This window comes from Paenibacillus xylanexedens (assembly GCF_007676705.1).
GTDB lineage: Bacteria > Bacillota > Bacilli > Paenibacillales > Paenibacillaceae > Paenibacillus > Paenibacillus xylanexedens_C.
In genome coordinates this window covers 576,466-601,279 of the sequence record NZ_VEBF01000003.1, presented here as the reverse complement: position 1 = coordinate 601,279, position 24,814 = coordinate 576,466, and the positions used below count along the sequence as shown (strand labels likewise).

Sequence of the window (24,814 nt, the reverse complement as noted above, 5' to 3'; positions counted from 1 at the left end):
TATTTTGTAAGCGCTTAACAAAATACAAGAAACGAAGGAGGAAATACATTGATCAAGTCCAAATGGTTTAAGACGGTCGGCTCATTGGCATTGGTAGGGATTCTCGCTGCATCTGTTGCGGTTGGTAGTGTGAGTGCAGGTTTAGCGAAAGGCAGCAAATTTCTGGGCAATATTATTGCCAACCAGGTTCCTTCGAATTTTAGCCCGTATTGGAATCAGGTAACTCCGGAGAACTCAACCAAGTGGGATGCTGTGGAAGGCACACGCAACGTAATGAATTGGGGCCAGGCGGACATGGCGTACAATTATGCTAACAACAATGGATTTCCGTTCAAATTCCATACCCTCGTATGGGGAAATCAGCAGCCAACCTGGATTAACGGTCTCTCGGCCGCAGATCAGAAGGCTGAAGTGACACAATGGATTAAAGCCGCAGGACAGCGGTATTCAAAGTCTGCCTTCGTTGATGTGGTGAATGAACCTCTGCATGCGAAACCATCTTACCGCAATGCCATCGGCGGAGATGGAGCAACGGGGTGGGATTGGGTCATCTGGTCCTTCCAACAGGCGAGACAAGCCTTCCCTAACTCCAAATTGTTAATCAACGAATATGGTATTATCGGTGATCCGGCTAAAGCGGACCAATATATCCAGATTATTAACCTTCTGAAAAGCAGAGGTCTAGTCGATGGGATTGGAATTCAAGCGCATTACTTCAATATGGACAATGTCTCTGTAAGCACGATGAACACGGTATTGAACAAGCTTGCAGCGACTGGATTGCCAATCTATGTATCCGAGCTGGATATGACAGGTGATGACAATACACAGTTGCAGCGTTATCAGCAGAAATTCCCTGTGCTGTGGAAACACTCTGCGGTTAAAGGTGTGACGCTATGGGGTTACAACCAGAATCAAACCTGGCAGGCTGGCTCGCACTTGGTCAACAGCAATGGAACAGAACGTCCGGCCATGCAATGGCTGAGAAATTACCTGGCGAACAATCCTTAAGCTCGCGTTTGGACGAGTCTGTGCTCTCATCTAAATCTGGGGATTATGTAAAATCAAATAGCGCCATGTTCCTCTTGATGAGTATGGGGACATGGTGCTACTTGTGTGTGGATGCTTTGTTTCAATTGTTTTTCGCAATTCCTGGTGTAGTGAAGCATTTGACTTTAATCCATATCAATACAAAAGCGATGAGTGCAAATATTATCCCGCTCCAGATCAGTTGATGTATCCCCAGGTTTGCGATAAACCATCCGCCGATGGCAGTACCCAAGGTAATACCGAGGTTGGAAAAGGATACATACAAGCTGTTGCCGAATTCAGGCGCGTCCTGCGCTTCAGTGGTTAACCAGGTTTGGCTTACAATCAATCCGCCCGAATGAATGGATGCCCAGATGATGACTACAATAATCATCCACATGAAGTGGGGACCGGCCCAATAGACGAGTGCATAAGCTGCTATGTATAGCAGGGGGAACAGGAGAACAGTACGGACCACGCTCTTGCGCAGAAACTGTCCAAACGCCAAATTTCCAATAATCATGACGACACCGAAGACGGTGAGCATAACACTGATCCATGATCCGCTCATTTGGGTAACCTGCCCAAGATACTCGGCGAAATAGCTGTACACGGAGAACATGGCGGCGAATATAAAAATGACTGCGGCAACATTCAACCATAATCCAGGTTTGCGCAGAATACCGAGTTGCTTGCCATAGGACATCTTTTCCTTGACGGGCATCGAGGGTAACCAGATCCATATGCCGATCAAAGCGACCACACTAACCATCGCTCCAAACAGGAAGGCGATTTCGAGGGATAGGCGTTCAGCAAGATACGATGTCAGCGGCACGCCAAAGGCAAAGCCTGCGGTAACCCCGGTAAAGACTTTGGCAACAGCTTGACTGCTTTTCTCTGCTGGAACGAGTTGAGCACTGGTGACCAGGGCTACGGAGAAGAAGACGGGATGGAACAGCGCGGGAATCATTCGAAAGATAAACATGGTATCAAATGTTGTAGCGTAGGCATATACGACGTTCGAGATGGCAAACATCAGCACAGCAGCTAAAAGGATGATTTTGCGATTGATCCCGGACGCCAGTAAGGTGAGAAAAGGGCCCGCAATGGCTACGACCAGCGCGAAAATACTGACCAGCCAACCTGCCTGTGCAGTCGAGATACCGAATTTATACGCGACCTGAGGCAATACGCCGACGATTCCCATTTCCGTTGTAATGATCCCGAATACACCTAGCGCCAGAATCAAAATAAGGAGTGGGTTGACCTGTTGTGATTTCATGTAGAGCGTACCTCCAATAAATTTAAATATACAGAAAGGTAGATATAATATGCTAAAATGGGACTGCCTTTCCTCCTATATGTGATGGACATGAGAGTAGGTTCTCTGGATTACATTATATCTAGATTTATAGATTTGTAAATATAAAAGGTGAAATGTCTTATCTTTAAGTCGTCTTCGCCTTGTGTTCTACAGTATTTCAATAATAGTGACAATAGCATTGAATGGCCCATGAAAAATAGCGCCAGCCCGGAAAATCCTGAGCCTGACGCTATTGATGTCTATGTTTTTAAAGATGTGTTAAGTTGTTATTTCGGTTGAATAACCATGCTGTTGAACGAATCAGCTTCCAACTCAATGCGAAGAGTCTGTCCTTCTTCAAGGGTTAGATACAAGTCGCGGCTGCCCTTGAATGGATTATTAATGACAACGATGAGACTGTTGTCCGGGTTGCGGAAAGCAACGGATTTACCGCTCCAGGCGCCAGACAAGCCGACTCTTCGAGCACCAGGAACAATATGATGCGCGAAGTGCTTCATCACATAATACTCGGGGTTCCGAGTAACCTCCGTCGTATCCGGATCTACCGTAATCATGGAGTTCTGCTCCCAGCCCCACGTGCTACGGCCTTTGGGTTCCAGAACCATGTTCCAGTAGATATACGCGTTCACTCCGTTGCTGAAGTAATGTTGGTAGAGGTTATATACATATTTGGCGTAATTCCATGAGTTGTTGCCATCGCCGCATTCGTTCTCGGTCTGCATATAACGAAGCTCCGGATAGCTTGCCGCGGTACGTTGAATGGCATTTTTGCCTGCCCACTGATATCCAACACCTTTGATGTAGGAATAGGCCTTCGGATCACTTAGCACCAGCCCGGCGTACTCGTCGAAGTCGTTTGTTTTCTTCTTGATTAATTCCTCCCATGGATCAGGGGCATTGATCGTTCCGAGCCAGATTTCTGTATCCAGACCGTGCTTGTCAAAAGCCGGGCCCAGATAATCGGCAATGAACTCACGAAGCTGCTCGCCTGTCCACATGCAAGAAGGGAATTTCTGATCTGCAATCACTTCGTTCTGCACATGCACCTGATGGATGGTAATGCCTGCGTCACGGTAAGCCTGTACGAATTTTACAAAATAAAGAGCATACGCATCCAGAATGTCTTTCTCCCAGCGCAGTGTGCCATAGTTATAGGCTTTGGGCGACTTCATCCATGTTGGCGGACTCCATGGGGAGGCGAAGAAGTGCAGATTCGGGTTATAACTCAGAGCTTCCTTGATGTAAGGAATCAGATATTTGAAATCACGTTCGATCGAAAAATGTTCCATGGCCACGTCGCCGTCCACCTCGTTGTGACTATACCACTGCTCTGCATAATCACTTGCGCCAATCGGCAGGCGACAGATGTTAAACTTATGCTCGCCATCCGGATGGAAGAGAGAGTGGAATACCTCGCGGCGCTGCTCCTCATTTAAGTGGGATAGAGCCATATAACCAAGCTCGTTGAAACAACCACCAAACCCTTCGACAAGCTGGTGCTGCTCCCCTGTGAGTTTTAAGTTAGCGTTTTCATTTGTCGGTACCAAAGATAACTCTTTCCACGGGCTGTCTTGGGTTGTGGAATAGCCGCTGAACGTGAATGTCATGTAAATTCCTCCTCGTTTGAACCTTAGCTGTCATATAAATTACGTTCAGTATAACAACTCCCGCTGCAAAAGAAGATATGCTAAACCGTGTGAAATTTACCCTAATCCAAGATGGAATGTCACTAGATTAAGTCCGTACAGACAGTTGATATGCTGTATTTTCTTGTACATGACTCTGTCCATATACCATTATCCAATGTGATAACACAACAAAAATCCCTGCCGATGGTTCAGACAGGGACTTTCGCTGTAACTCTTATGGCTGGAAATGAGTTTGAGATACGACTCAAGGCTCTGTACGTTCAGCAAGTGGTTTATTTTCGAAGATCAGAATCGTTTTGCTGCTTCCGATATACGCAACCGTCGTATTGAATTGCTCCGAGATGAAGCGCACCGGTACAAATGCTTTGCCATTTTTCATCAAGAGAGGAGCATCATTGATCGCAAGCCTATCGTTCACGACAACTTGCTTGTTGCCCACGCTCCAGCGAATGGTCTTATCATTTTGTGTGATCACGGCTTCGCGCGTACCGCTGTTCCAGTTCACACTGGCGTTTAACTGCTCCGAGACAAAACGCAGAGGCACATAGGTCCGGCCTTCATCAATAAAAGGTGCAGCCTCCAATGCATAAGCGCGATCACCTACATAGGCAGTGGTAGATCCCTCGATCAGACGCTGGAAGCTGCCCTGCGGCGTTCGTTTCTGCTCCCGCACATTCATCTGATTCAGAAGCTGCATTGTATAACTGCCACTCACGACATCCAGGTAGTTGTTCTGCACCGTGAGTCCGGCAGGCTCAACCTCTGAGGTGGACGTCTGAATACCGGAGGATAATGAGGTGGACGCCGAGATATCCTGAATGGCATTTGTCGCGGACTGATCACGGGTAAATGTAAAACCTGCAATCGGTGTCAGATCCCACACCCGGTTGTTGGACAATTTTAATACATCCAGGTTGGAAAGCTGCCGTAGAGGTTCCAGATCATAGATCTGGTTAGATTCTGCATTCAACTCTGTAAGCCCAGTCAGTCCCTCAAGCCCCTTGAGGTGCTGTACCTGGTTACCGGAGATATCGAGTGTACGTAGCCGTGTCATGTGTTCTAATGGTGTCAGATCCGTGATGAGATTGCCTGCCACATTCAGATTCCGCAGCGTATTTGGCAGTTCAGCCAGCACGTCCAGCGTCTGAACCTGGTTGTTTGCTACATTGAGTTGTTGGAGCTGGGTTTTATCGACGAGTGGCGTTAGATCACTGATGATATTGTTCGAGATCTCAAGCCAATTCAGTTCATCCGCATCCGAAAGTGCTTCAAGACTGGCAATCTGGTTCCCACTGGCGTGGAATGTATGTAATCGGGTGAATCCGCGTACAACCTCTATGGAAGAAATGGAGTTATTGCTGATATACAGCCGTCCCAAGTCTTTCAATTCGGCTAGTGCGTGTATGGATGTAATGTAATTGTTGCGAACATCGATCTCCCGAAGCTTGGTCAGGTGCTCCAGCGGTGTCAGATCCTCAATCTCATTACCGTATAATCGGAGGTGAGTCAGATTGGTGGCATACTCCAGACCGGACAGGCTGTGAATACCTGCATTGCTCAGATCCACCACCTCAAGCTGCTCTAGATCAGTTGAAGTCAGTGGAACATCCAGAGGTTTGTTCAGGATTAGCTTCAGTCCGTCCTCCAGTACGGGATCTTCAATGATTCCCTCGCCCAAGTCTGTAGTTGTGTAAGCCATGGCTTGCCCTGATGCACCGAGACTCAGGATGAATACTAGAAATAATAGCGTCATTCTTTTCATTGCATGCATTCCCTCCGATTCCGATTCTTAAAATATAAAATTATAAAATACTCCGAACAGTAGTAATCGTAGGGTTGTTCTGCCCTCGGAGTGCTATGTGTAACTGGATCAGTTTAACTTTTGCACGTTGGAATACAATCACATCTATAGTTATTAACCCGTCAACGGGAAAAAGGAACAAAAAATTAGTAATGGGTATTCCTATACTTCTATTCTATATGAAACAAACCCTGCTCTGCACTCTTCAGAGACATGTTTATCAAAAAAAATGGAACATCTCCCGCAGACCCTATTCAACCCACCCTTGAAACGGGTATAGATGAAGTAAAGATGCCAATTTGGAGGGGAAGATGTGAGTATGCGCCAAGCCATGATCATTAGTAATCCATCGTCAGGTAAGGAAGAGGCCCAGCAGTATGTGTCCCAAGTCAGAGAGATTCTGGAGTCACAGCAGTATGAGGTGGTAGTTAACGAGACAGCCGGGGAAGGTGATGCCACGAACTACTGCCTGAGTGCCTGCAAAGACGGCTGTGATCTGGTCATCTCTATTGGTGGGGATGGTACGCTGCATGAGACGATTAACGGCATGATGGATCAGGATCATCGTCCCCGACTGGGCGTCGTACCGCTAGGAACGGTGAATGATTTTGCACGTGCGCTGAATATCTCGCTTGACCCCGAAGAAGCCATTAGGCAGTTACGTTCGGATCAGACCCATATCGTGGATCTGGGGAAAATCAATGATCGCCTGTTTGCCAACACTGTGGCTGCAGGTTCTTTGGCGGAAGCCCTGTTCTCCGTATCCTCGGAAGAGAAGTCGAAGCTGGGTTCATTCGCATATCTGAAAGAAGGCTTGAAAGACCTGGTGCATACACCAGCCAATCCATTAACCATCGAATATGATGGCCAGATCTGGGAGGGGGAAGCGCCTCTTTTTCTGGCGGCACTCACCAATTCGGTTGGGGGATTCGAGAAGTTGTCCCCGGATGCTGAGGTGGACGATGGTCTGATACATTGCTTTGTTGTTCGTAATATCAGTGTGTTCAACAGCCTGACCCTGGGCACTTCCCTGTTATTTGGTAGTCTGAAAGACCATAAGGATGTGGACTATTTTACGGCAAAAGAAGTTCATGTTCGCTCAGCCGAAACCATTCGCACAAATGTAGATGGGGAGGAAGGTCCTGCCCTGCCGATTCATATCCGTGTCCTGCCACGACATATTGAGGTCATTGTACCGGAAGAAGTATAACTCACTTCTGTTTATTTACAGGCGGGGACTCAGAACCTATCATTTCTCCATATGAATGTAGGATAAATCTATTGAAACCGATTGCAGATTTGTGTCAAAATCAAAAGTAAGATACACGATAATATTCGAATATGGAGGGAAAACATCTTGAGAACCATGAAATTGGGCAACAGCACACTTGAAGTACCCGTAGTCGCCGTAGGCTGCATGCGGATTAATTCATTAGATGGCAAGGAAGCCGAACATTTTGTTCGTTCTGCGATGGAGGTTGGCGCGAATTTCTTTGACCATGCTGACATTTACGGTACAGGAACATGTGAGGAGATCTTTGCCGACGCGGTACAGATGAATCCCCAAGTTCGTGAAAATATGATTCTTCAATCCAAATGCGGCATCCGCAAAGGCATGTTTGATTTCTCCAAAGAGCACATCCTGAATTCGGTGGATGGTATCCTGCAACGTCTGAAGACGGACTATCTTGACGTTCTGCTGCTGCACCGTCCAGATGCTTTGGTCGAGCCGGAGGAAGTGGCTGAAGCCTTTGATCAACTGGAGCGCGAAGGCAAAGTGCGTCACTTCGGGGTATCCAACCAGAATCCGAACCAGATCGAATTGTTGAAAAAATACGTAAAACAGCCACTGGTAGCCAACCAGTTGCAGATGAGTATTACCAATACTACGATGATTGACAGTGGAATCAACGTGAACATGGAGAACGACGCTGCGGTTAACCGTGACGGCAGTATCCTGGATTATTGTCGTCTGCATGATATCACCATTCAACCTTGGTCTCCGTTCCAGTACGGATTCTTCGAGGGTGTCTTCCTGGGAAGCGATAAGTTCCCGGAATTGAATGCGAAGATCGACGAGATCGCTGCGAAGTATGACGTGAGCAATACGACAATTGCGATTGCATGGTTGCTTCGTCACCCTGCGCATATGCAGCCTGTGACAGGCACGATGAATATTGAACGTCTGCAAGATTGTGTAAAAGCAGGAGATGTTCATCTCACGCGTCCAGAGTGGTATGAAATTTACCGTGCAGCAGGCAATATACTGCCTTAAATTCAAGTTATGATGAGCATACTGACTGCTGAGTCAGTTGAGAACACGAGCCCGTCGCTGGCTCGTGTTTTTTGTCTGTTTTCAGGTTTGATGCCGGACGCATTTCCGATATAAAATAAGGGTAGAGACCTTTGTTTTAATTAAAGGATTAAAATGGTTTTATTACAAATTAGTTGAATTTATTATATTGACCGCTACTTTCTAATTACATATAATTACTTTTGCATACCGATAATCCTGTTTATGGTTTTTTATTTTGGAGGGTGGTGTTCGTTTGGAGCCGACAACCACGATACGCGATCACTTGGAAAGTTATTTGAAGAGTGAACAGATGTCCATTAGTCATTTTTCGGAAAAGTCAGGGATTAATTCGGGTACGCTGAGCAATATTTTGAACAAAAATCGGCCTATTGCCATGCAGCAGTTGGATCGCATCACTTCCGCCATGAGGCTGGAAGAAGGTTACTTCTATGAATTATACATAGATGAGTGTTTCGTACACGCAACCCCTGACTGGAGAAGACTTGGCCCGTTCCTTCATCGCTGTGCCGAGTTGGACAAGTTAGACTGCATTGAAGAGGTTATTCGTCTGATGATGGATAATCTGTCCTATATTCCTTTGTTATTTGATGTGGCTGAAGAATTCTACCATGCAGGTAAATTCAAACCAGCCATTCTACTATATGAGAACATCGCTGAAAGCGAAAAAATGCAACATTCCGAACGGCTTGCACTCTGTCAGTATCGACTGTTCCGGTTGGGACTGACCAATGATCAGCAACGGAATCTGATTATCGCGGCCCGGTTCGAATACTATGTGGATCGGCTGGACGAGCGCTATCAATTGGATGCGCTTAACGAACTGATTAATGCATTTGCATCACTTCACAGATGGAGCAAAGTTCAGGAACTATCTGAAAAGCTGAAGGTGAAAGCAGCCATCCATTATGAGATGAATGGCAGACGGAAACAGGAAGAGACCAAACGACCTATCGTTTTTTATATTATGTATGCATATTTAGCGTGTGGAAGTGCCCACTTCCACATGAACAACTATGAAATGGCATTAAAGTATGTTGCGTTGTACACGGATTACAGTTGGGTGAAAGAACCTGAACCTGAGGAACAGGTAGTTATTCATCAGTTTCAGGAATGGGCTGAGGGTAATCGTTATATATATCAATTAATGGCTGGGCAGTTTGAAGTATTACCTGACTACCTCGCGTATATCTCAACGAAGGAAAATGAGATATTCCCAGCGCTTTGTGATATTGTAACGGCGGCTAACCGTTATGATATGAACATAGACCATGTACTCGATCAATATGAGTCTTACTTTACTTATCAGGAACAGAGAAATCGAATTGGGAAAGTAAGCAAGCAGGTAACCGATGATCGATACGTTCGTCTTTTAGCTGGATTAGGCACGTATTGTCTTAAAAAAGACAGGTTTGCGGAGGGATTAGATTTTGTCCTGAATAGCTTGAGATTTTCTATTGAAATTAGCGATGGACGAGGTATGCTTAGAGGTGTCGGACTGTTTGAGCAATATAGGGAATATGCATCTGACACAGCTATACAGCAGTACAAAATCTTGATTGGTGAGGTGCAGAAACTCAATGAAGAGAAAGCTGACTTTGCTGATAGTTACATGTAGTATAGTGGTGAGCATTGTAGCTCCTGTTACTGGACCTGTCCCGACTGTGGAGAATCCAGACCCTTCAATTAACCGAACGAATGATCATGGTTTAGGGACATAAGCCTGGACCAATGGACGCTTCTGAATTTCACTTCAGAGGTGTTTTTTTGTATATCCAAGTGGAAAAAAAAGTATGTCGTATCTCACCTGTTCTTTTGATTGGCATAATACACTAAAATATGACAAAAAGGAGGGGTACTATGGATCGCCTGGATTTGATATCACGGATCGAAGATGCCAGACAGTTGTTATATCGCATGCATATGGAGTACGGCAGTCTGCTTCATCCGGAAGTAATCCGGCAATCCGTAGTCCTGGACGGTCTAATTAATCAATACAACAGATCCAAGGTAGGAAAGGTGATAAATTAAGTCCGCCTATTTACATTTGCGTTTTTGTATACTATAGTTAGTTACATGAGTAACTAACCGACTAACTGACTAATGAATACGTATGAAAGTTGGAAGCACATGAAATCGACTTTGGATGAATCTCAGCCTATTTTTCATCAGATTGCCACGATGATTATGGATGATATTGTGGAGGGCAGATTGAAGGTGGAAGAACAGGTTCCCTCAACCAATGAACTGTCACGCTTTTACAATATCAATCCGGCTACAGCCCGTAAAGGACTGCAGGAGCTCGTGGACAAGGGGATTATATACAAACAGCGAGGTGTTGGAATGTTTGTTGCGAAGGGAGCAAGAGAAGCATTGCTCGTTGAACGGAAGCAGGATTTTTATGAAGAATACATCAAGCCTTTACTTGAAGAAGCCAGACGAATCCACATGAATGAAGACATGATCATTGATCTGATTCGAGGCAAGAAGGATAAGGAGAGTGAGTTATGATTCATATGGAGCAGGTCAACTACAGTTATCAAAAGACGCCTGTTCTGAACCAGGTCACGCTACATGAGAGCGAGCCGATCATTAGTGCGATCTGGGGAAGAAATGGTGCGGGTAAAACAACACTGATGAGTTTACTCGCAGGACATAATCGCCCGGATAGTGGGACTATTCGGATTATGGGCCAGGACCCTTACAATAATCTGGCAGCTCAAGAGCATCTATGCTACATCCAGGAGAACCATCCACTGGGGAAAAACTGGACGATTAATGATATGGTTCAATTGGGTCAATATTTCTATCCGCAGTGGAATCAAACCTTTGCGGAGCAGTTAATCGATATGTTCGAATTACCGGCGAAGAAAAAGATCGCTAAATTTTCGAAAGGTATGAAAACAGCTGCCCAGATTATATTGGGTCTCGCCAGTAATGCAAATGTAACGATCCTGGATGAGCCAACCAATGGACTTGATGCCGAGAAGCGCAAATTCTTCTACAATGCCCTACTGGAAAGTTATGAAGATAACCCGCGTCTGATTCTGGTATCCAGCCATCATATTGAGGAGATTCAGCCTTTATGCGAGTCCCTTATCGTTTTGCAGGCCGGAGAGGTGTTAATGAATCAGCCGATGGAAGAGATGCGCGAAAAAGGAATTCTTCTAACAGGGTTAATTGAAGATGTTAATCGTGTTACAACAGATGTTAAGGTCATCGACTCTTCCCAGTTGGGATCGACATTGAAAGTGATGATTGATGAGCCCTACTCGAAGAAGTGGAAGGACATCGCTCATACACAAGGGCTTTCCATTGAGAAGGCGACATTACAGGATTACTTGGTTAACATGACCCGTAATCAAGAGGGGGTTAGGCCATGAATTCAATCAAAGGCACCAACCGACTGATCCGTGAGGATATGCGTTTGTATTTGATTATCTTCTCATCCATTGCTCTGATGCTCACTGTCGTATATTTGGCCATTGGACTCGCATTTGACGTCACGTATTCCACACAACTGTTTGGTCCAATGTACGGCGGCATATGTGCGTTTGCGATCGCGGGAATCATTACACAGTTTCCGGTTGCGATCGGTATGGGCAGTACCCGAATTCAATTCATGAAGTCCTTCTATATGAACTCGATATGGATGGTTGCAGGCACCATGGCCATTTTGCATGTGATCTATTTCATCATACATCTGATTCAGGACAAAGGGATTGTTGACGTTACCTTATATCAACCTGGCATGTTGTATTCAAGCGAATATCATTTCTTCTCTTACCTGTGGATTGATCTGATGTGTGGCTTTCTCGTACTGGGATTCTCCGCCTTCCCAACGGTCTGCTGGAAGCGCTTGGGGATGCGTAACTTCTTCATTATGTTCTTTGGGGTGGGTCTGATCGTTACACTGATATTTGTTTTCGCAGATCTTGGAAAGTGGTTGAATTGGATTATGAGTGTAAACACGATGAGCCTGTTTACTGTTCTTGGGGCCTTTGGTGGTGTGCTACTCCTGTCTACCTATCCCATGATGAAGAACGCTCCGCTTACAATGAAATCCAGTAAAGATTAATAGAATAATGAGAAAGGGAATCGAAAAAGTCTGGGGATAATAGCGATTGGAAGGCTGTTCTGTCATCGTAGTGTCAGTGTGAAAATCTTTAGTTCAACTTATATAGGCAAGGAATCTAAGCGAAACTCCATGGAATCAAAGAAACACGAGTGCAAATTCGCCTCGTGTTTTTGGTATCATCTTGGTGAATCTTTGTGTATCCAAAATGAATCTGTATGTGTTAAGCCTGAGCTTGTGGCTTGAACCCTTCGTCTTTGAGATACTCGCCAGCTTCGCTACGCGTTTCGAAAGCCATATCCAGATTAACACCGGAATACACATACCACATGTCATCTTCATATTTTAAAGTCAGCGTATGTCCATCTTCATCGATCCACGTTCCGCCACCCGTAGAGGTTGTAGCCAATGTAGGAGCAACTTTTACTTGTTCTGGCTCTTTGAATTCAACTGCGTTGGGATTGTGAGACATCGCTTTGATCGTTTCATCTAACAATGTACGCAGATCTGCTTCGGAGTAATCACGAATATTGATGAATCCTTTAGCATCGGTCTCATAGTTAGGCAGTAGACCCGCATAGATATAACCGTTACCGTTAGGGTGAATATGCAGAGCAACAATCTTTTTCTCATACGCACTTTCTTCGAAGTGGAAGTTAACACGCCCGAGAGAAACATCTTTGCGTTGCAGTTGGGGATACGATTGTAGCACTTCAAGCTTTTGTTCAACGTTAAGCATATGTGCCTCCTGTAAATGTTCAATAGAGGTGATTATAACACGCCATCCAGTTAATTTCCCGTTAAAATACTTCGCCCCAGCTCTTTCAGGTGTTCCATGGCTTGCAGATAAGGATAGGGTCCATAGCTTACGCGAGCTACACCGAGTGCAGCAAGTTGGGCTGGTGAAGGCTCAGGAGAGGTAACCATAACGTTGATTGGAAGGGGGGAACGCTCACATAATTCCTGAATCAGTTGGTGATCCTGTAAGCCTGGTACGAACAGACCGCTGGCTCCTGCCTCTGTATAAGATCTGGAACGGATGAGCGCTTCCTCTAGCTGGGATTGGTTATGGTGTTCTGGCGCAAGTTGCAGGAAAATATCTGTACGAGCATTAATGAACAGTGGAATGCCTGCCTGCACCGCAGCTTCTCGGGCGGCGGATAGTCTCAGGCATTGCTCCTCTACAGCGTACAGTCCTACCTCATCTGGAAGTTGATCTTCCATATTAATCCCCACAGCACCATGCTCGATGACTTGCAGGACATTTTCCTTCACTTCTGACGCAGACCTCCCATACCCTCCCTCTATATCGATCGTTACAGGTAACTCCACACTCGATGTAATTCGTGCCAGATTAGCCAATACCAGCTGGAATGGCAGCACTTCACCATCGGATTCGCCGTGGGCAGCGGCTACAGACCAGCTACCTGTTGCAATCGCTGTTGCTCCAACCGACTGCATGGCTTGTGCACTTCCAGCATCCCACACATTGACCAGAACAAGTGGTTTTCCTTTTACATGGTATTGTTGAAACATCGCTGCTTTTTTTTCTAGCGTACTCATATATCTTAACTCTCCTTTGTCATATACATGCATTCCTTTAAACATCTGTTGCATACTTCATTCCATTATTCAGCTGCCTGTTCCTGTTTCTCGTGATTCAAAAGCCAGTTCTTGCGCGTTAACCCTCCGCCGTATCCGCCCAGTTCACCACTGGCATTGATTACACGGTGACATGGAATCACAATCGCTAGTTGATTGGCCCCATTCGCCTGTGCCACAGCTCGACAAGCCGTCGGTTTCCCCAGTGCATTCGCTATATCCTGATATGACCTCGTTTCCCCTGCCGGAATGGCTATGAGCTCATCCCATACCTGTCTTTGGAATGGTGTTCCTAAACAGAACAACGGTGTGTCGAATGCTGTCCGAATACCTTGAAAGTACTCGTTTAGTTCACGCTCAATGGACTGGATGGGAGCTGTAGTGCCGGGCACAATCGCTGATTTGGTTCGTTTGCGCAGACGCTCAACTTCGCGTTCCAGACCTCTGCGGTCCACAAATTCCAGTAAATATAGCGCCTCCTCATCAGCAATGGCCATCATCGGGCCGAGGCGGGTGTCAATCCAGGACGCTTTCAGGACATGTCCTTCATCGACTTGTGTAGGGGCGGCACCCATGATCCGTGAAAAGGCATCGCGGAAGCCGCTGCTTGATTCATATCCGGTAGATAATTGGCTATCAATAACGGTGCGACCGGAGCGAATATTTTTCAGGGCAAGTCCCATGCGTCGAGCGCGAGCATACTCAACAAAGGTCATGCCGAATCGCTTTTTGAACTGACGTCGAGCTGTGGATTCATCAATAGAGAGTGCCTTGAAGTCCTGTTCTTTCCAGCGCTTCTCCGGCTGTTTCTCTACAGCTTCCACCAATATGCGAACAACATCTGATACTTGGTTAGGGTGAGATAGCGGGCGGCAACGCTGGCAAGGGCGATAGGAAGCCAGAAGAGCCTGCTGAGCCGTCTCATAGAATTCACAGTTTTCGAATTTAGGTTTTCGCGCAGGGCATGTGGGGCGACAGAATACACCTGTGGTTCGGACTCCGACATAGAATAAACCCTCGTATTCCGAATTCTTGGCCACAAGTGCCTCATAATATTGTTCCTTCAGATCAGCAGAAATCATGGAGAAGCACGTCCTTACCTCAGTAGAATCTTAATCATTAACTTATTATAGAAAAATATTGCAGCAAGCATCGCCGAAAATCAGGCATGAATATTGGATGGATTGAATCTGATGCAGCAATGAAATTCGTTTTGTTCAGAATTTGTTTAGAGTGAACTGGTAGTATAGACCTATCAGAGTAGAGCGACTTAGGCACGGATGCCTATTTCCGAAATAAGATGATTATTGAACGTTCATTGTTATATGAAAAATACATAGGTAAGCATGGAATTGAAGATGATCGGAACGAAAGTTTGGAGGCTGACTGGAATGAGATATTCTACGTACAAAAGTATTTATGAACCCGTTTATGCAAAAACGTCGGAATCTCGCACGATGTATGTTAAAAAGCTAATCATACAGCGTGTGAAGATGCCAACTTGGCTAATGAAGTTGGTCATCATAGCTCTAATTATAGTCATAGGGTGCAGTGCTGTATTCACTGCATTTGCCGGCGATGAGCAATGGTTATCGGGTGATCAGATGGTCGTATCGCAGGGAGATACGCTGTGGAGCATTTCTCTGGCGCATAAACCTCAGCAGATGGACACTCGTGTGTATGTAGAAGCAATCAAGAAAGTGAACGAACTTGAGCATAACGCCATTCGGATTGGCCAAGTGTTAGTTTTGCCAGGGTTTGATCGATAGGATAATCTGCATAATACGTCATTCACAAGTTCCTTTCAGATTCATCGAGGTGCGACAGCATACTGAATTTATTAGTCATTTACATATAATGGAGCTTCATGAGGGACGATATGGTGTAGTGATTAGTAAGTAGTGTGCTATATAAGTTGAACTAAAGAATATTTACACTGACACTACGATGACAGAATAACCTTCCAATCGCTGTTATCCCCAGATTTTTTGATTCCCTTTTCCGAAGGGGAAAATCCGGGGATAAAGGCGAACGCTTCGCTTTTTCAGGTCTTTTCTGTCCTCTCCGTTATCGTGTAAATGATTAGTTCAACTGATATAGATATATGTGCTGTAGATGGATGAAGGGAGAACGGGATAATGAACATCAATATAAAGAAATCTGCACTGTGCATGTCTGTGCTATGTATTTCGTTATTAGTCAGTGCCTGTGGCACTAGTGGTGAATCGGTTCAGGAACATGCCTATCCGGAATCGAAGCAGCCCATAGAGGAAGCAGGAAATACCTCTGTTCCGAATTCGGATGCGAAGAAAGACAATAACCAAGACAATGCGAGTGGCGAAGAAGGTAAGCCTACGGCTCAATCCGAATCCACTGAGACGTCTGAGCAGATTGATATCGTCATCGACCAGTCGGACAAACCGATGAAGGGCAACAGCTTTGATTTTGGAATTAAACAGGTTCCGAAAGGCTATGCCCTAACAGAGATGCGATGGACGTCTAACACGGTGACGATTGTGAATTCGCTACAGGAAGCCATTGAACATGGTGAAACTGGTGAAGAAGGCTTTTATTTTAGCGGGAACGGGCAATTCTCCGGATTTATCTATTCGGATGAGATGAAGGGCGAGCGCGGTAAAGCCACGTTTGTCTTCACCAATGATGAGGGTAACATGCTTATGTCCGAGAAAGAAATTAAGTTGAAGTAGCAGCCCTATCATTCAAGCTCCATCTGGAGCCTGTTGAACAGGAAAAGCAGCCCAAGTGGCTGCTTTTTTTGACATCCATCATTTATCATTCAATATCGCCCATCTGTTGCTACATAAAGTCAAAGAAATAACGGACCACGTGGAACATTACCGGAGAGGTGTAGGTCAGGCTGTCGACCCGGCTCAGGTAGCTTTTTTTGAGCGAATCGAACTTGTTGTCATCCCCAATTAACAGGTCGCGCTTCAGTACAGACACCGTTAGACTCCCGAAGAATCCGGCCAAACTGATCAGCACCCCGATGAACAGCGAGAACTTCCAATCAAATGGCGTCAGGTAGGGATGGATGAAATACGACGTTGCTGTCGTTACAATGAATGCACAGGCGAACCCTTCCCAGGTGACAAAAGGATTGGCGGTAGGCACCACTTTTCGTTTGCCCAGATAGAGAGAGACCAGATAGTGCACCACGTCATTAAGTTGTGTTAACACGACGAGGAACAGTACCAGCTTGGAGCCGTACTCCGGTGTGGCGAACGGGAAATAGGCAAGGTGACTCAGCCCGAACACCATCAGCATCAGTCCCCATTGTGTGGAGCTGACACTGCGCAGGAAACCGACCGTGCCTTTGTTAATCAGGCGTGGCAAGGGCAGCACAAGGAATACATATAGTGGAATAAACACGATAAACATGCCATACCATCCAATGTAGATCCAGTAAAACTGAACCGGAATCGCCAGATACGCCCATAGGAACAGCCTGCGGTCGGCTTTGCGTGTACTGCGAATCATGGAGAAGTATTCTTTGAGTGAGAAGAATGCGAGCACCATGAGGGAAATCAGCGATACAATGGGGTTGAAGAGGGTTGCGAGGCAGAAGATTACGAACATGCCCCACCAGGTTTTGATTTTTTGGCCGATGCCTGAATAGTCTTTGCTTGGCTGAAGCTTTGCAATAATTTTGTACACGATATGTATCACCAGTAAAGCTGTGAAGATTAGCGTTAGTGTAAATAATGAACTGCTCACGTACCGATCACCTGCTTATTCAAAGTAAGATTCCATTATAGGGTACCTATGTTATTATGAAGGAATAGTGCCAACTTGATAAGGGGAAATTTTGTTATGACAGATGAACGCTCGATCTATATCTTGCTTACGAATACAGGAACACTGTTTACCAAGGTCATTCAGAGTTACACCAGAGCGCCATATAATCACGCATCGATCTCATTTGACAAAGAATTATCCGAACTATACAGCTTCGGTCGCAAGCATCCGAGCAATCCGCTGAACGGCGGGTTTGTGAAGGAAGATATTCAGACAGGTACATACAGCAAGTATCCCAACACAACATGTGTGATCTATGAGCTTCAGGTGACGGATCGTGAAGTGGAAAAGATGAAACGCGTGCTGCATATCTTCATTCGCAGCCGCCAGAAATATATGTACAATCTGCTGGGGGTGATCGGCATTACGCTCAAGGAGCCGGTGGAGTTCAGCAACTCCTACTTCTGCTCTCAATTCGTGGCTGAGATTCTACAGCGTTCGGGTATCAAGCTGTGGAACAAGCTGCCAGCCCTGGTGACACCGGATGATTTTCGTCAGAGTGAACGATTGCAGCTGGTCTATGAAGGAAAGCTAAGCGAGTATACACTTGGAAACGGAGAGAAGGAGTAGGGTAGGAAAGAATCCAACAACCCCAATGCCAACCATGAAACAGCCTGCTGCTAAGGATTACGAGGCAACAGGCTGTTTGTGTGCTTCATATGAACGATGATGATGGTGATGATCGGCCGAAATCAACCTTCGCCCTTCTTGTTGTGCATATGCACAATGAATTTCGTCCTTTCATCAATATTTATTCTAGCCTCCAGCATCTATAATGAAAGCGTGTTCAACAAGTGCATGGGGGGCAATTGACAATGGAAGCATTAACAATTAGCTGGATTGGCGCGTTGGCAGGACTGGCTATTGCGATTATTTTGATTTTGAGGAAGTTGAATCCGGTCTATTCTTTATTTCTGGGTGCGATTGTAGGCGCTTTAATTGGTGGAGCGAACCTGGAAGAGACCGTAAATATACTGGTGGATGGCACACAAAGTGTCATGGGAACCGTACTTCGCGTACTGGCAGCCGGGGTGCTTGCAGGTGTGATGATGGAATCGGGAGCAGCGGAGACGATAGCCCAAGCTATTGTACGAAAATTTGGTGGAAGCAAGGCCATTCTGGCGCTCGCACTGGCCACGATGATTATTACCGCTGTTGGAGTGTTCATCCCTGTAGCCGTGCTGATCGTTGCACCGATTGCATTATCTGTAGGTAATAAAATGGGCATATCCAAATTGGCCCTGCTGCTGGCCTTATCGGGTGGTGGTAAGGCGGGGAATATTATCTCCCCGAATCCCAATACGATTGCAGCAGCGCGAGGGTTCGACCTGGATCTGAGCAACGTCATGTTGGCTGGAGTCATTCCTGCCATCTGCGGATTAATTGTAACCGTTATCGTAGCTTCAATGCTCAAAAACAAGGGTGTGATGGTTACCGATCAGGAAGCAGATCAGGGGGAAGTAGATACATCTCAATATCCTCCACTGGGCAAAGCCATTGTTGCCCCATTGGTTGCGATCATTCTGTTAATGATCAATCCCATTGGCTCTATTGCGGGCATCGAAGCATTGTCCGCGTTCAAAGTGGATGCGATGTATATCCTGCCGATTGCAGGAATTATCGGTATGCTGGCGATGGGACAAGGCAGAAACATCGTGCAATATTCAACCGCAGGATTAAATAAAATGACAGCAACCGTACTCATTCTGGTAGGTGCAGGAGGAATCGCAGGACTCATCTCTGCTTCAGATCTGTCAGGTCAGGTGGTTGGTCTGATTGAGGCATCCGGAATATCCGGTACCTTCCTCGCACCAATTGCGGGTATTCTGATGGCGGCAGCAACGGCTTCGACGTCGACGGGAGTTATTCTGGCAACAGGCTCATTCGGTGATGCCATCCTGAACATGGGCACAGCGCCGCTGGCAGCTGCCGTGATGGTACACACTGGGGCGACCGTTATCGATTCTCTACCACAGGGCAATTACTTCCACGTGTCGGCAGATAGCATGAAGATGACGATTCGTCAGCGGATGGGCGTTATTCCATATGAAGCGATTGTGGGTGGCACGATGGCTATCGTAGCGACGTTACTGTACGGATTTATCCTTTAATCTAATGGATGGAGTGAGAGCGATGAGAGAAGCTGGAAAGACTAAAGAGCAGACTTTTGTGTTGGCACCGGATTCGTTCAAGGAAAGCATGACAGCCAAAGAAGTATGTATCGCGATGGAAAAAGGATTGCGGAAAATATACCCGACCGCAGGATATATTCATGTACCTATGGCGGATGGGGGCGAAGGGACTGTGCAGTCCCTTGTGGATGCTTCCGGTGGTGTCCTTCACCAGCAAAAGGTAAGCGGGCCATTGGGCCAGACAGTCACTGCCCAGTATGGCATTCTGGGTGATGGAACAACGGCAGCCATTGAGATGGCATCCGCCAGTGGTATACATCTGGTTACCAAGGAAACTCGGGACCCACTGCGTACAACAACCTATGGGACGGGTGAGTTGATTCGAGCGTGTTTGGATCTGGGCATACGCAAAATCATCATCGGCATTGGTGGCAGTGCGACCAATGATGGTGGTGCTGGCATGGCTGAAGCGCTTGGCGCCAAGTTTCTGGATGCAGAGGGTCATCCGCTTGCGCGTGGGGGCGGGGCTTTGGATCAACTGACTCAGATTGATGTAACCGGTCTGGATGAGCGTTTGCAGGAAGTGGAGTTCATTGTGGCCTGTGATGTGACTAATCCACTCTCTGGGGAGCATGGCGCATCGAGGGTGTTTGGACCACAGAAAGGGGCCACCCCAGAGATGGTTGAGCAGCTGGATGCGAACCTGTCCCATTATGCAGATGTGGTGAAACAGCAGCTCCACAAAGATATCCGTGATGTGCCGGGTGCCGGTGCAGCTGGCGGTTTGGGTGCGGGACTTTTGATTTTTACACAGGCGGTATTACGTAAAGGAATTGAAATTGTCATTGAATATACCGGGTTGCGTGAAAAGTTGATTGCTGCGGATGTGGTATTTACGGGGGAAGGCGGTATCGACTACCAAACGAAATTTGGCAAGACCCCCTATGGCGTTGCTCGGGCAGCGAAGGAAGCAGGTAAACCTGTGATTGCTATTGCAGGCTGTGTGGGCGAAGGAATCGACACCCTGTACGCGGAAGGCATTGATGCCATATTTGGTATTGTGCCTGGGGCATCAGATCTGGAGAGACTATTGCGAGAAGGCCCGGAGAATGTGGAGCGAACAACGGAGAATATTGCAAGAGTGCTGAAACTGGGTCTGATATCTTAAGTCAGTGAGAATCGGAGCGTACGAGATCGTACGAGATCGTACGGGATTGTATCGGAATGCGATGTGAAAAAAGACGGGATATGGATATGCCTGAAATCAGGTGATCTGTTTCTCGTCTTTTGCCATTTTCGAAGTTGTTCTAACCCTACTGATAGAACGCGAGTAGTCCATGGGTAAGCTCGATGAGCTCCAGCCAGTTGCGAGGGTCTTTGCCGGTAAGGGTCTGTATGCGTTTGAGCCGATATTGAAGCGTATTGCGGTGAATATTGAGATGATCTGCTGTCGTGCTCATACTGCCGTTATGATGGATGAAGCTGCGTAGTGTGTCCAGCAGATCAGCTGTATCTTCAAGTTTGCTGACGATGTTGGCATACGGTGTTAGATCAGCCGCGCTGAATCGCACCAGGAAAGGCACATCTTCATACCGGATGATCGGTGAAGCTGGCTGAAGTGCCAACAGGATGTTCATCACAGACCGGGCCTGTCCATAACCGGTGGCGATATTCGCTTCTTTTTGGCTGATCGCGATGAATGCTTCGGGTGTAAACTGACTCAAACGCTGGATCATTGGATCCAAGTCTGCTTCATTCTGAATGAGGATGATCTGCGTATCTCCATCACCTTCAACAGAGAATGAAGGAACCTGGAGCAATATTCGGTTGATCTCAGTGTCCGCCTCCATCGATATCCTGGGAAAACGGATATATAGAAGAACGGTTGGCAATTGCAGATCAATACGGTATTGCAGAGCTTCTTTTTTGACCTTTTGTGAGTAGGAACCGGGCTGCTTCAACAGTCGTTCGATAAAGGCTTTTTTACGTGAAGCTTCATGGGCCATACTTTCCAATTGATTACGCTGTTCGATCAGGAGGGATACGGTGGTGCGCACGATGTTGCAGAATGGCCGAACTTCATCCGGATGACCGGATATGCCAATGACTCCGACATGCTGCTGATTGATTATAATCGGCTCATTGGTGCCCATTTTCTCAAGTGTGCCATCCTGCCAGACTTCAATTCTGCTTCCTGTCGTCAACGCGCGGACAGCTCCCTGATGAATCGTGCCCACACGTTCCTTCTGCCCGCTTCCAATAATAATGCCATGCTCATTCATAATGTTGATGTTGTATGGAATGTCCTGCATCATTTTATCGACAATATCCTGTGCCTGTTTTTCCGAAAGCTGTAACAACGGAGCTCCTCCCCTTCCACCTCATCATGCAGAATGTACATCTTCTCTGATGATCATTCTACCCGATATCCATATTGTGCATCTGAACGAAATTATAGAGGAGTGGTACGTTTATCCCTTTCGAACTACTCCTTATCGGTAGTTTGCAAAGTGTTATTTCCGTAAAATTTACCGTCGCGCAACTGATCCACGAATCCTTGGAGCCACACATAATACTGCTCCGCATGTTGAAGTTTGTGCAGATCACGCAGCGCATCATCTCGATCTTCGGAAGAGGTATGTTCCGAAAGGATCATTGCCGACAGGTCAGGGATGACCTCACGAATGCCTTCTAACATCACATCCACTTCCCGTTGCAGCTTGGAACCGAAGAAGTTCTGAAATGTACGATAGAAATCGGTCTCAGCCAGATACTGATCCTGACGCTCCTTCTTTTCCTCCAGTTTATAAATCATCTGTGATTCTGTAAGCGAACGAACCGCGTAGCTCATGTTGCTCTTACTCATATTCATTGAATTCTTCATTTCTTCAAGTGTCATCGGTCGATCCTCAAAATACATGATGCCGTACAATTTGCCAAACGTATGATTAACTCCATACAGATCCATCGTATTGGCGATAGCCTCAATGACTCTCTCCCTCAGCGCATGCCGATCGGGTAACGAAGAATGATTCGGGTTCCCGGCAGTTTCTTTTCCCACAATGTCACCTCTGGTTTATGATAGCGTTCCCACTAGCCTCTTCATATTTTACATGACTTGCTCGAAGTTTAACATAAGCCGGAATTAGATTTTTCAATACGAGTGTACAATCAATTTTGTACAGAATAGAAAAAATGCTGATTATACTCGAAAATTTCCCAATCATTAAAGAAAATTTGGACAGTAAGGAGTGGGGGAATTGCGTTTAAAACTATGGAGGGAGTCTGAGGCGGTCCTATTCACGCTGCCAGCTCTAATCCCATTGCTGATCTTCTGGCTGGGACCTCTGGGATATATCGTTTATCTCAGTTTCACCGATTGGGATTTCATGAGCCCGGACAAGCTGTTCGTTGGGTTGGACAATTACACTTATCTGCTGACGAATTCCGAATTCTATCGGTCACTGAAAGTCACCTTGTTATTCGGACTGGGGAGCGTGATCCCAACCATTGTGGGCGGATTGGCACTTGCGATGCTCATGAATAGCAAAATCAAATCATCGGGCATCTTCCGGACATTACTCTTCTCACCTTGGGTCACACCGACAGTTGCGGTGTCCATTGCGTGGTCCTGGATCTTCGAGCCAGAAGTCGGACTCGCTAATCTGATGCTCGGCTGGGTAGGTGTATCTCCCATTGGCTGGTTGCGTGACGCGGACTGGGCACTGGTTGCCGTTCTGATCGTCACGCTCTGGAAGTCGATTGGGTGGGCGATGGTATTTTATCTCGTTGCGCTACGAAATCTACCTTCCGATCTGCTCGAAGCAGCTTCAATCGATGGGGCAAACGGTTGGGACAAGTTCAGAAGTATCACATTGCCGCTGATCTCACCAACGACGTTTTTTCTCTCGATTATTCTTACAATCCAGTCTTTGCAGGCCTATGACCAGATCAATGTCATGACGCAGGGTGGACCGGCGGGATCAACAAGAACGTTGCTGTACATGTATTACCAGTCTGCATTCGAATCCTTTAATGTAGGTGAAGCTTCGTCCATCGCCGTTGTGATTATTCTGATCTGCGTGTTGCTGTCGGGAGTATCGTTCCTGCTGGGCAGACGTCTGGTGCACTACTAATGACAATGACATTACCTACCAAAAAGTCTAAACGGATGAAGCGCAAGGAGTTGCAGAATGTGTCGCATACGAATTTTAAAATAAGTAAAATAATCCGCTACCTTCTGTTAGCCATTATCGCGCTGGGTACAGCCTTTCCCTTCTATTGGATGGTCATTAGCGGATTCAAAACCAATGATGAGATCTGGCAATTCCCGCCGACCTTCTGGCCGGAGACATTTCTGTGGAGCAATTACGTGGATGCCTGGAATGCCGCACCATTTGCTCGTTACATCCTGAACAGTACCGGGGTGGCGTTAGCCATCTGTCTATTTCAGATCGTCAACTCCAGTATGATGGCGTACGCCCTGACACATATGAAATTCCGTCTCAAAGGTGTACTGACATCCCTGATTCTCGTGGGTTATATGATACCGAGTACAGCTGTGTATCTGCCTAGTTACCTGGTACTTAGTGAACTTAACTTGCTGGATTCCTACACAGGCTTGATTGTATCCAACTGTGTCAGTGTGTTCTCGATCTTCCTGATCCGTCAGGCGTTCATGCAGGTATCTCATGAATTGGTGGAAGCCGGTCAGCTGGACGGTGCCTCTCATTTCCGGATTCTCTGGACGATTATCACACCGCTTGTTCACTCAAGCTTCGCTGTGATGGTTCTGATTACGTTCATTGAACAATACAACAACTATTTCTGGCCTATGCTCATCACCAAAGACCCTGACCTGCAGCTGGTATCGGCTGGTCTGCGCAGCTTCTTTGTAGAAGGCGGGGCATATGGACTGGCTTGGCCACAGATTATGGCTGCGAGTGCCTTCACCATCGCACCACTACTTATTCTCTTCCTGTTCACCCAGAAGACGATCATGCAGAGCGTGAATATCACGGCTGGTGTGAACAAGAACTGATATGAATCACCATGTACAAAGGCATCTATCC

The 24,814-nt window shown here is 46.5% G+C and carries 24 protein-coding genes; 15 read left to right on the top strand and 9 right to left on the bottom strand.

What is annotated here, in order from left to right:
- Positions 1-48 precede the first annotated feature (48 nt).
- Positions 49-1,011 carry an endo-1,4-beta-xylanase gene (locus FS628_RS20555; protein WP_145324880.1) on the top strand — a complete coding sequence of 321 codons (963 nt, stop codon included), beginning with the start codon at positions 49-51 and terminating at the stop codon, positions 1,009-1,011.
- A 121-nt stretch (positions 1,012-1,132) separates the two neighbouring features.
- Here the strand turns inward: FS628_RS20555 and FS628_RS20550 are convergent, their stop codons facing one another.
- The 3 genes from FS628_RS20550 to FS628_RS20540 all read right to left on the bottom strand — a co-directional run bounded on the left by FS628_RS20550 (position 1,133) and on the right by FS628_RS20540 (position 5,764).
- Positions 1,133-2,311 carry an MFS transporter gene (locus FS628_RS20550; RefSeq protein ID WP_145324879.1) on the bottom strand — a complete coding sequence of 393 codons (1,179 nt, stop codon included), beginning with the start codon at positions 2,309-2,311 and terminating at the stop codon, positions 1,133-1,135.
- Positions 2,312-2,619: 308 nt separating this feature from the next.
- Complete coding sequence (locus tag FS628_RS20545) at positions 2,620-3,960, bottom strand: glycoside hydrolase family 30 protein (protein ID WP_145324878.1); 1,341 nt, start codon at positions 3,958-3,960, stop codon at positions 2,620-2,622.
- Between the two features lie 286 nt (positions 3,961-4,246).
- Positions 4,247-5,764, bottom strand: a complete 1,518-nt coding sequence (locus FS628_RS20540; RefSeq protein ID WP_186327901.1) for a leucine-rich repeat domain-containing protein — start codon at positions 5,762-5,764, stop codon at positions 4,247-4,249.
- Positions 5,765-6,122: 358 nt separating this feature from the next.
- On the opposite strand from FS628_RS20540, the gene FS628_RS20535 reads away from it, so the two are divergent.
- From FS628_RS20535 to FS628_RS20505, 7 genes are all read left to right on the top strand, one after another.
- Complete coding sequence (locus tag FS628_RS20535) at positions 6,123-7,013, top strand: diacylglycerol/lipid kinase family protein (RefSeq protein WP_145325025.1); 891 nt, start codon at positions 6,123-6,125, stop codon at positions 7,011-7,013.
- A gap of 147 nt (positions 7,014-7,160) precedes the next feature.
- Positions 7,161-8,078 carry an aldo/keto reductase gene (locus FS628_RS20530; protein WP_145324876.1) on the top strand — a complete coding sequence of 306 codons (918 nt, stop codon included), beginning with the start codon at positions 7,161-7,163 and terminating at the stop codon, positions 8,076-8,078.
- A gap of 274 nt (positions 8,079-8,352) precedes the next feature.
- Positions 8,353-9,735, top strand: coding sequence for a helix-turn-helix transcriptional regulator (locus tag FS628_RS20525; protein ID WP_145324875.1), 1,383 nt, complete (start codon positions 8,353-8,355; stop codon positions 9,733-9,735).
- A 242-nt stretch (positions 9,736-9,977) separates the two neighbouring features.
- Entirely contained in the window at positions 9,978-10,148 is a 171-nt protein-coding gene (locus FS628_RS20520) for an aspartyl-phosphate phosphatase Spo0E family protein (protein ID WP_145324874.1), read from the top strand.
- A 99-nt stretch (positions 10,149-10,247) separates the two neighbouring features.
- Positions 10,248-10,628, top strand: a complete 381-nt coding sequence (locus FS628_RS20515) for a GntR family transcriptional regulator (RefSeq protein WP_036611682.1) — start codon at positions 10,248-10,250, stop codon at positions 10,626-10,628.
- Positions 10,625-11,500: an ATP-binding cassette domain-containing protein gene (locus tag FS628_RS20510; protein ID WP_145324873.1), complete on the top strand. Its 876-nt coding sequence runs from the start codon at positions 10,625-10,627 to the stop codon at positions 11,498-11,500. The genes FS628_RS20515 and FS628_RS20510 overlap by 4 nt, the downstream gene beginning before the upstream one ends.
- The gene (locus tag FS628_RS20505; RefSeq protein ID WP_145324872.1) at positions 11,497-12,195 is read left to right on the top strand and encodes a hypothetical protein; all 699 of its coding nucleotides are present in this window, start codon (positions 11,497-11,499) and stop codon (positions 12,193-12,195) included. The genes FS628_RS20510 and FS628_RS20505 overlap by 4 nt, the downstream gene beginning before the upstream one ends.
- A gap of 220 nt (positions 12,196-12,415) precedes the next feature.
- Here the strand turns inward: FS628_RS20505 and FS628_RS20500 are convergent, their stop codons facing one another.
- From FS628_RS20500 to FS628_RS20490, 3 genes are all read right to left on the bottom strand, one after another.
- Positions 12,416-12,931 (bottom strand): hypothetical protein, encoded by a 516-nt coding sequence (locus FS628_RS20500; protein ID WP_145324871.1) that lies wholly within the window; start codon positions 12,929-12,931, stop codon positions 12,416-12,418.
- Between the two features lie 50 nt (positions 12,932-12,981).
- Positions 12,982-13,755 (bottom strand): isocitrate lyase/PEP mutase family protein, encoded by a 774-nt coding sequence (locus FS628_RS20495; protein ID WP_145324870.1) that lies wholly within the window; start codon positions 13,753-13,755, stop codon positions 12,982-12,984.
- Between the two features lie 65 nt (positions 13,756-13,820).
- A complete protein-coding gene (locus FS628_RS20490) occupies positions 13,821-14,876 on the bottom strand; it encodes a bifunctional transcriptional activator/DNA repair enzyme AdaA (protein WP_145324869.1) in 1,056 nt (351 codons plus the stop codon).
- A 309-nt stretch (positions 14,877-15,185) separates the two neighbouring features.
- On the opposite strand from FS628_RS20490, the gene FS628_RS20485 reads away from it, so the two are divergent.
- Positions 15,186-15,563 (top strand): LysM peptidoglycan-binding domain-containing protein, encoded by a 378-nt coding sequence (locus FS628_RS20485; protein WP_186327900.1) that lies wholly within the window; start codon positions 15,186-15,188, stop codon positions 15,561-15,563.
- A 369-nt stretch (positions 15,564-15,932) separates the two neighbouring features.
- Positions 15,933-16,502, top strand: a complete 570-nt coding sequence (locus tag FS628_RS20480) for a hypothetical protein (protein WP_145324867.1) — start codon at positions 15,933-15,935, stop codon at positions 16,500-16,502.
- 109 nt (positions 16,503-16,611) lie between these two features.
- Here the strand turns inward: FS628_RS20480 and FS628_RS20475 are convergent, their stop codons facing one another.
- Positions 16,612-17,529: a phosphatidate cytidylyltransferase gene (locus tag FS628_RS20475; RefSeq protein WP_076213755.1), complete on the bottom strand. Its 918-nt coding sequence runs from the start codon at positions 17,527-17,529 to the stop codon at positions 16,612-16,614.
- Between the two features lie 96 nt (positions 17,530-17,625).
- Between FS628_RS20475 and FS628_RS20470 the strand changes: the two genes are divergently transcribed.
- The 3 genes from FS628_RS20470 to FS628_RS20460 all read left to right on the top strand — a co-directional run bounded on the left by FS628_RS20470 (position 17,626) and on the right by FS628_RS20460 (position 20,910).
- Positions 17,626-18,180 (top strand): hypothetical protein, encoded by a 555-nt coding sequence (locus tag FS628_RS20470; protein WP_145324866.1) that lies wholly within the window; start codon positions 17,626-17,628, stop codon positions 18,178-18,180.
- A 245-nt stretch (positions 18,181-18,425) separates the two neighbouring features.
- Positions 18,426-19,721 carry a GntP family permease gene (locus FS628_RS20465; RefSeq protein WP_145324865.1) on the top strand — a complete coding sequence of 432 codons (1,296 nt, stop codon included), beginning with the start codon at positions 18,426-18,428 and terminating at the stop codon, positions 19,719-19,721.
- 22 nt (positions 19,722-19,743) lie between these two features.
- Entirely contained in the window at positions 19,744-20,910 is a 1,167-nt protein-coding gene (locus FS628_RS20460) for a glycerate kinase (protein WP_145324864.1), read from the top strand.
- Between the two features lie 145 nt (positions 20,911-21,055).
- Here the strand turns inward: FS628_RS20460 and FS628_RS20455 are convergent, their stop codons facing one another.
- Together FS628_RS20455 and FS628_RS20450 are read right to left on the bottom strand one after the other, a co-directional pair.
- Positions 21,056-22,102, bottom strand: coding sequence for a CdaR family transcriptional regulator (locus FS628_RS20455; protein WP_145324863.1), 1,047 nt, complete (start codon positions 22,100-22,102; stop codon positions 21,056-21,058).
- A 125-nt stretch (positions 22,103-22,227) separates the two neighbouring features.
- A complete protein-coding gene (locus tag FS628_RS20450) occupies positions 22,228-22,803 on the bottom strand; it encodes a GbsR/MarR family transcriptional regulator (RefSeq protein ID WP_145324862.1) in 576 nt (191 codons plus the stop codon).
- Positions 22,804-23,002: 199 nt separating this feature from the next.
- On the opposite strand from FS628_RS20450, the gene FS628_RS20445 reads away from it, so the two are divergent.
- Together FS628_RS20445 and FS628_RS20440 are read left to right on the top strand one after the other, a co-directional pair.
- Complete coding sequence (locus tag FS628_RS20445) at positions 23,003-23,878, top strand: carbohydrate ABC transporter permease (RefSeq protein WP_145324861.1); 876 nt, start codon at positions 23,003-23,005, stop codon at positions 23,876-23,878.
- A gap of 35 nt (positions 23,879-23,913) precedes the next feature.
- The gene (locus tag FS628_RS20440) at positions 23,914-24,783 is read left to right on the top strand and encodes a carbohydrate ABC transporter permease (protein WP_145325024.1); all 870 of its coding nucleotides are present in this window, start codon (positions 23,914-23,916) and stop codon (positions 24,781-24,783) included.
- Positions 24,784-24,814 lie beyond the last annotated feature (31 nt).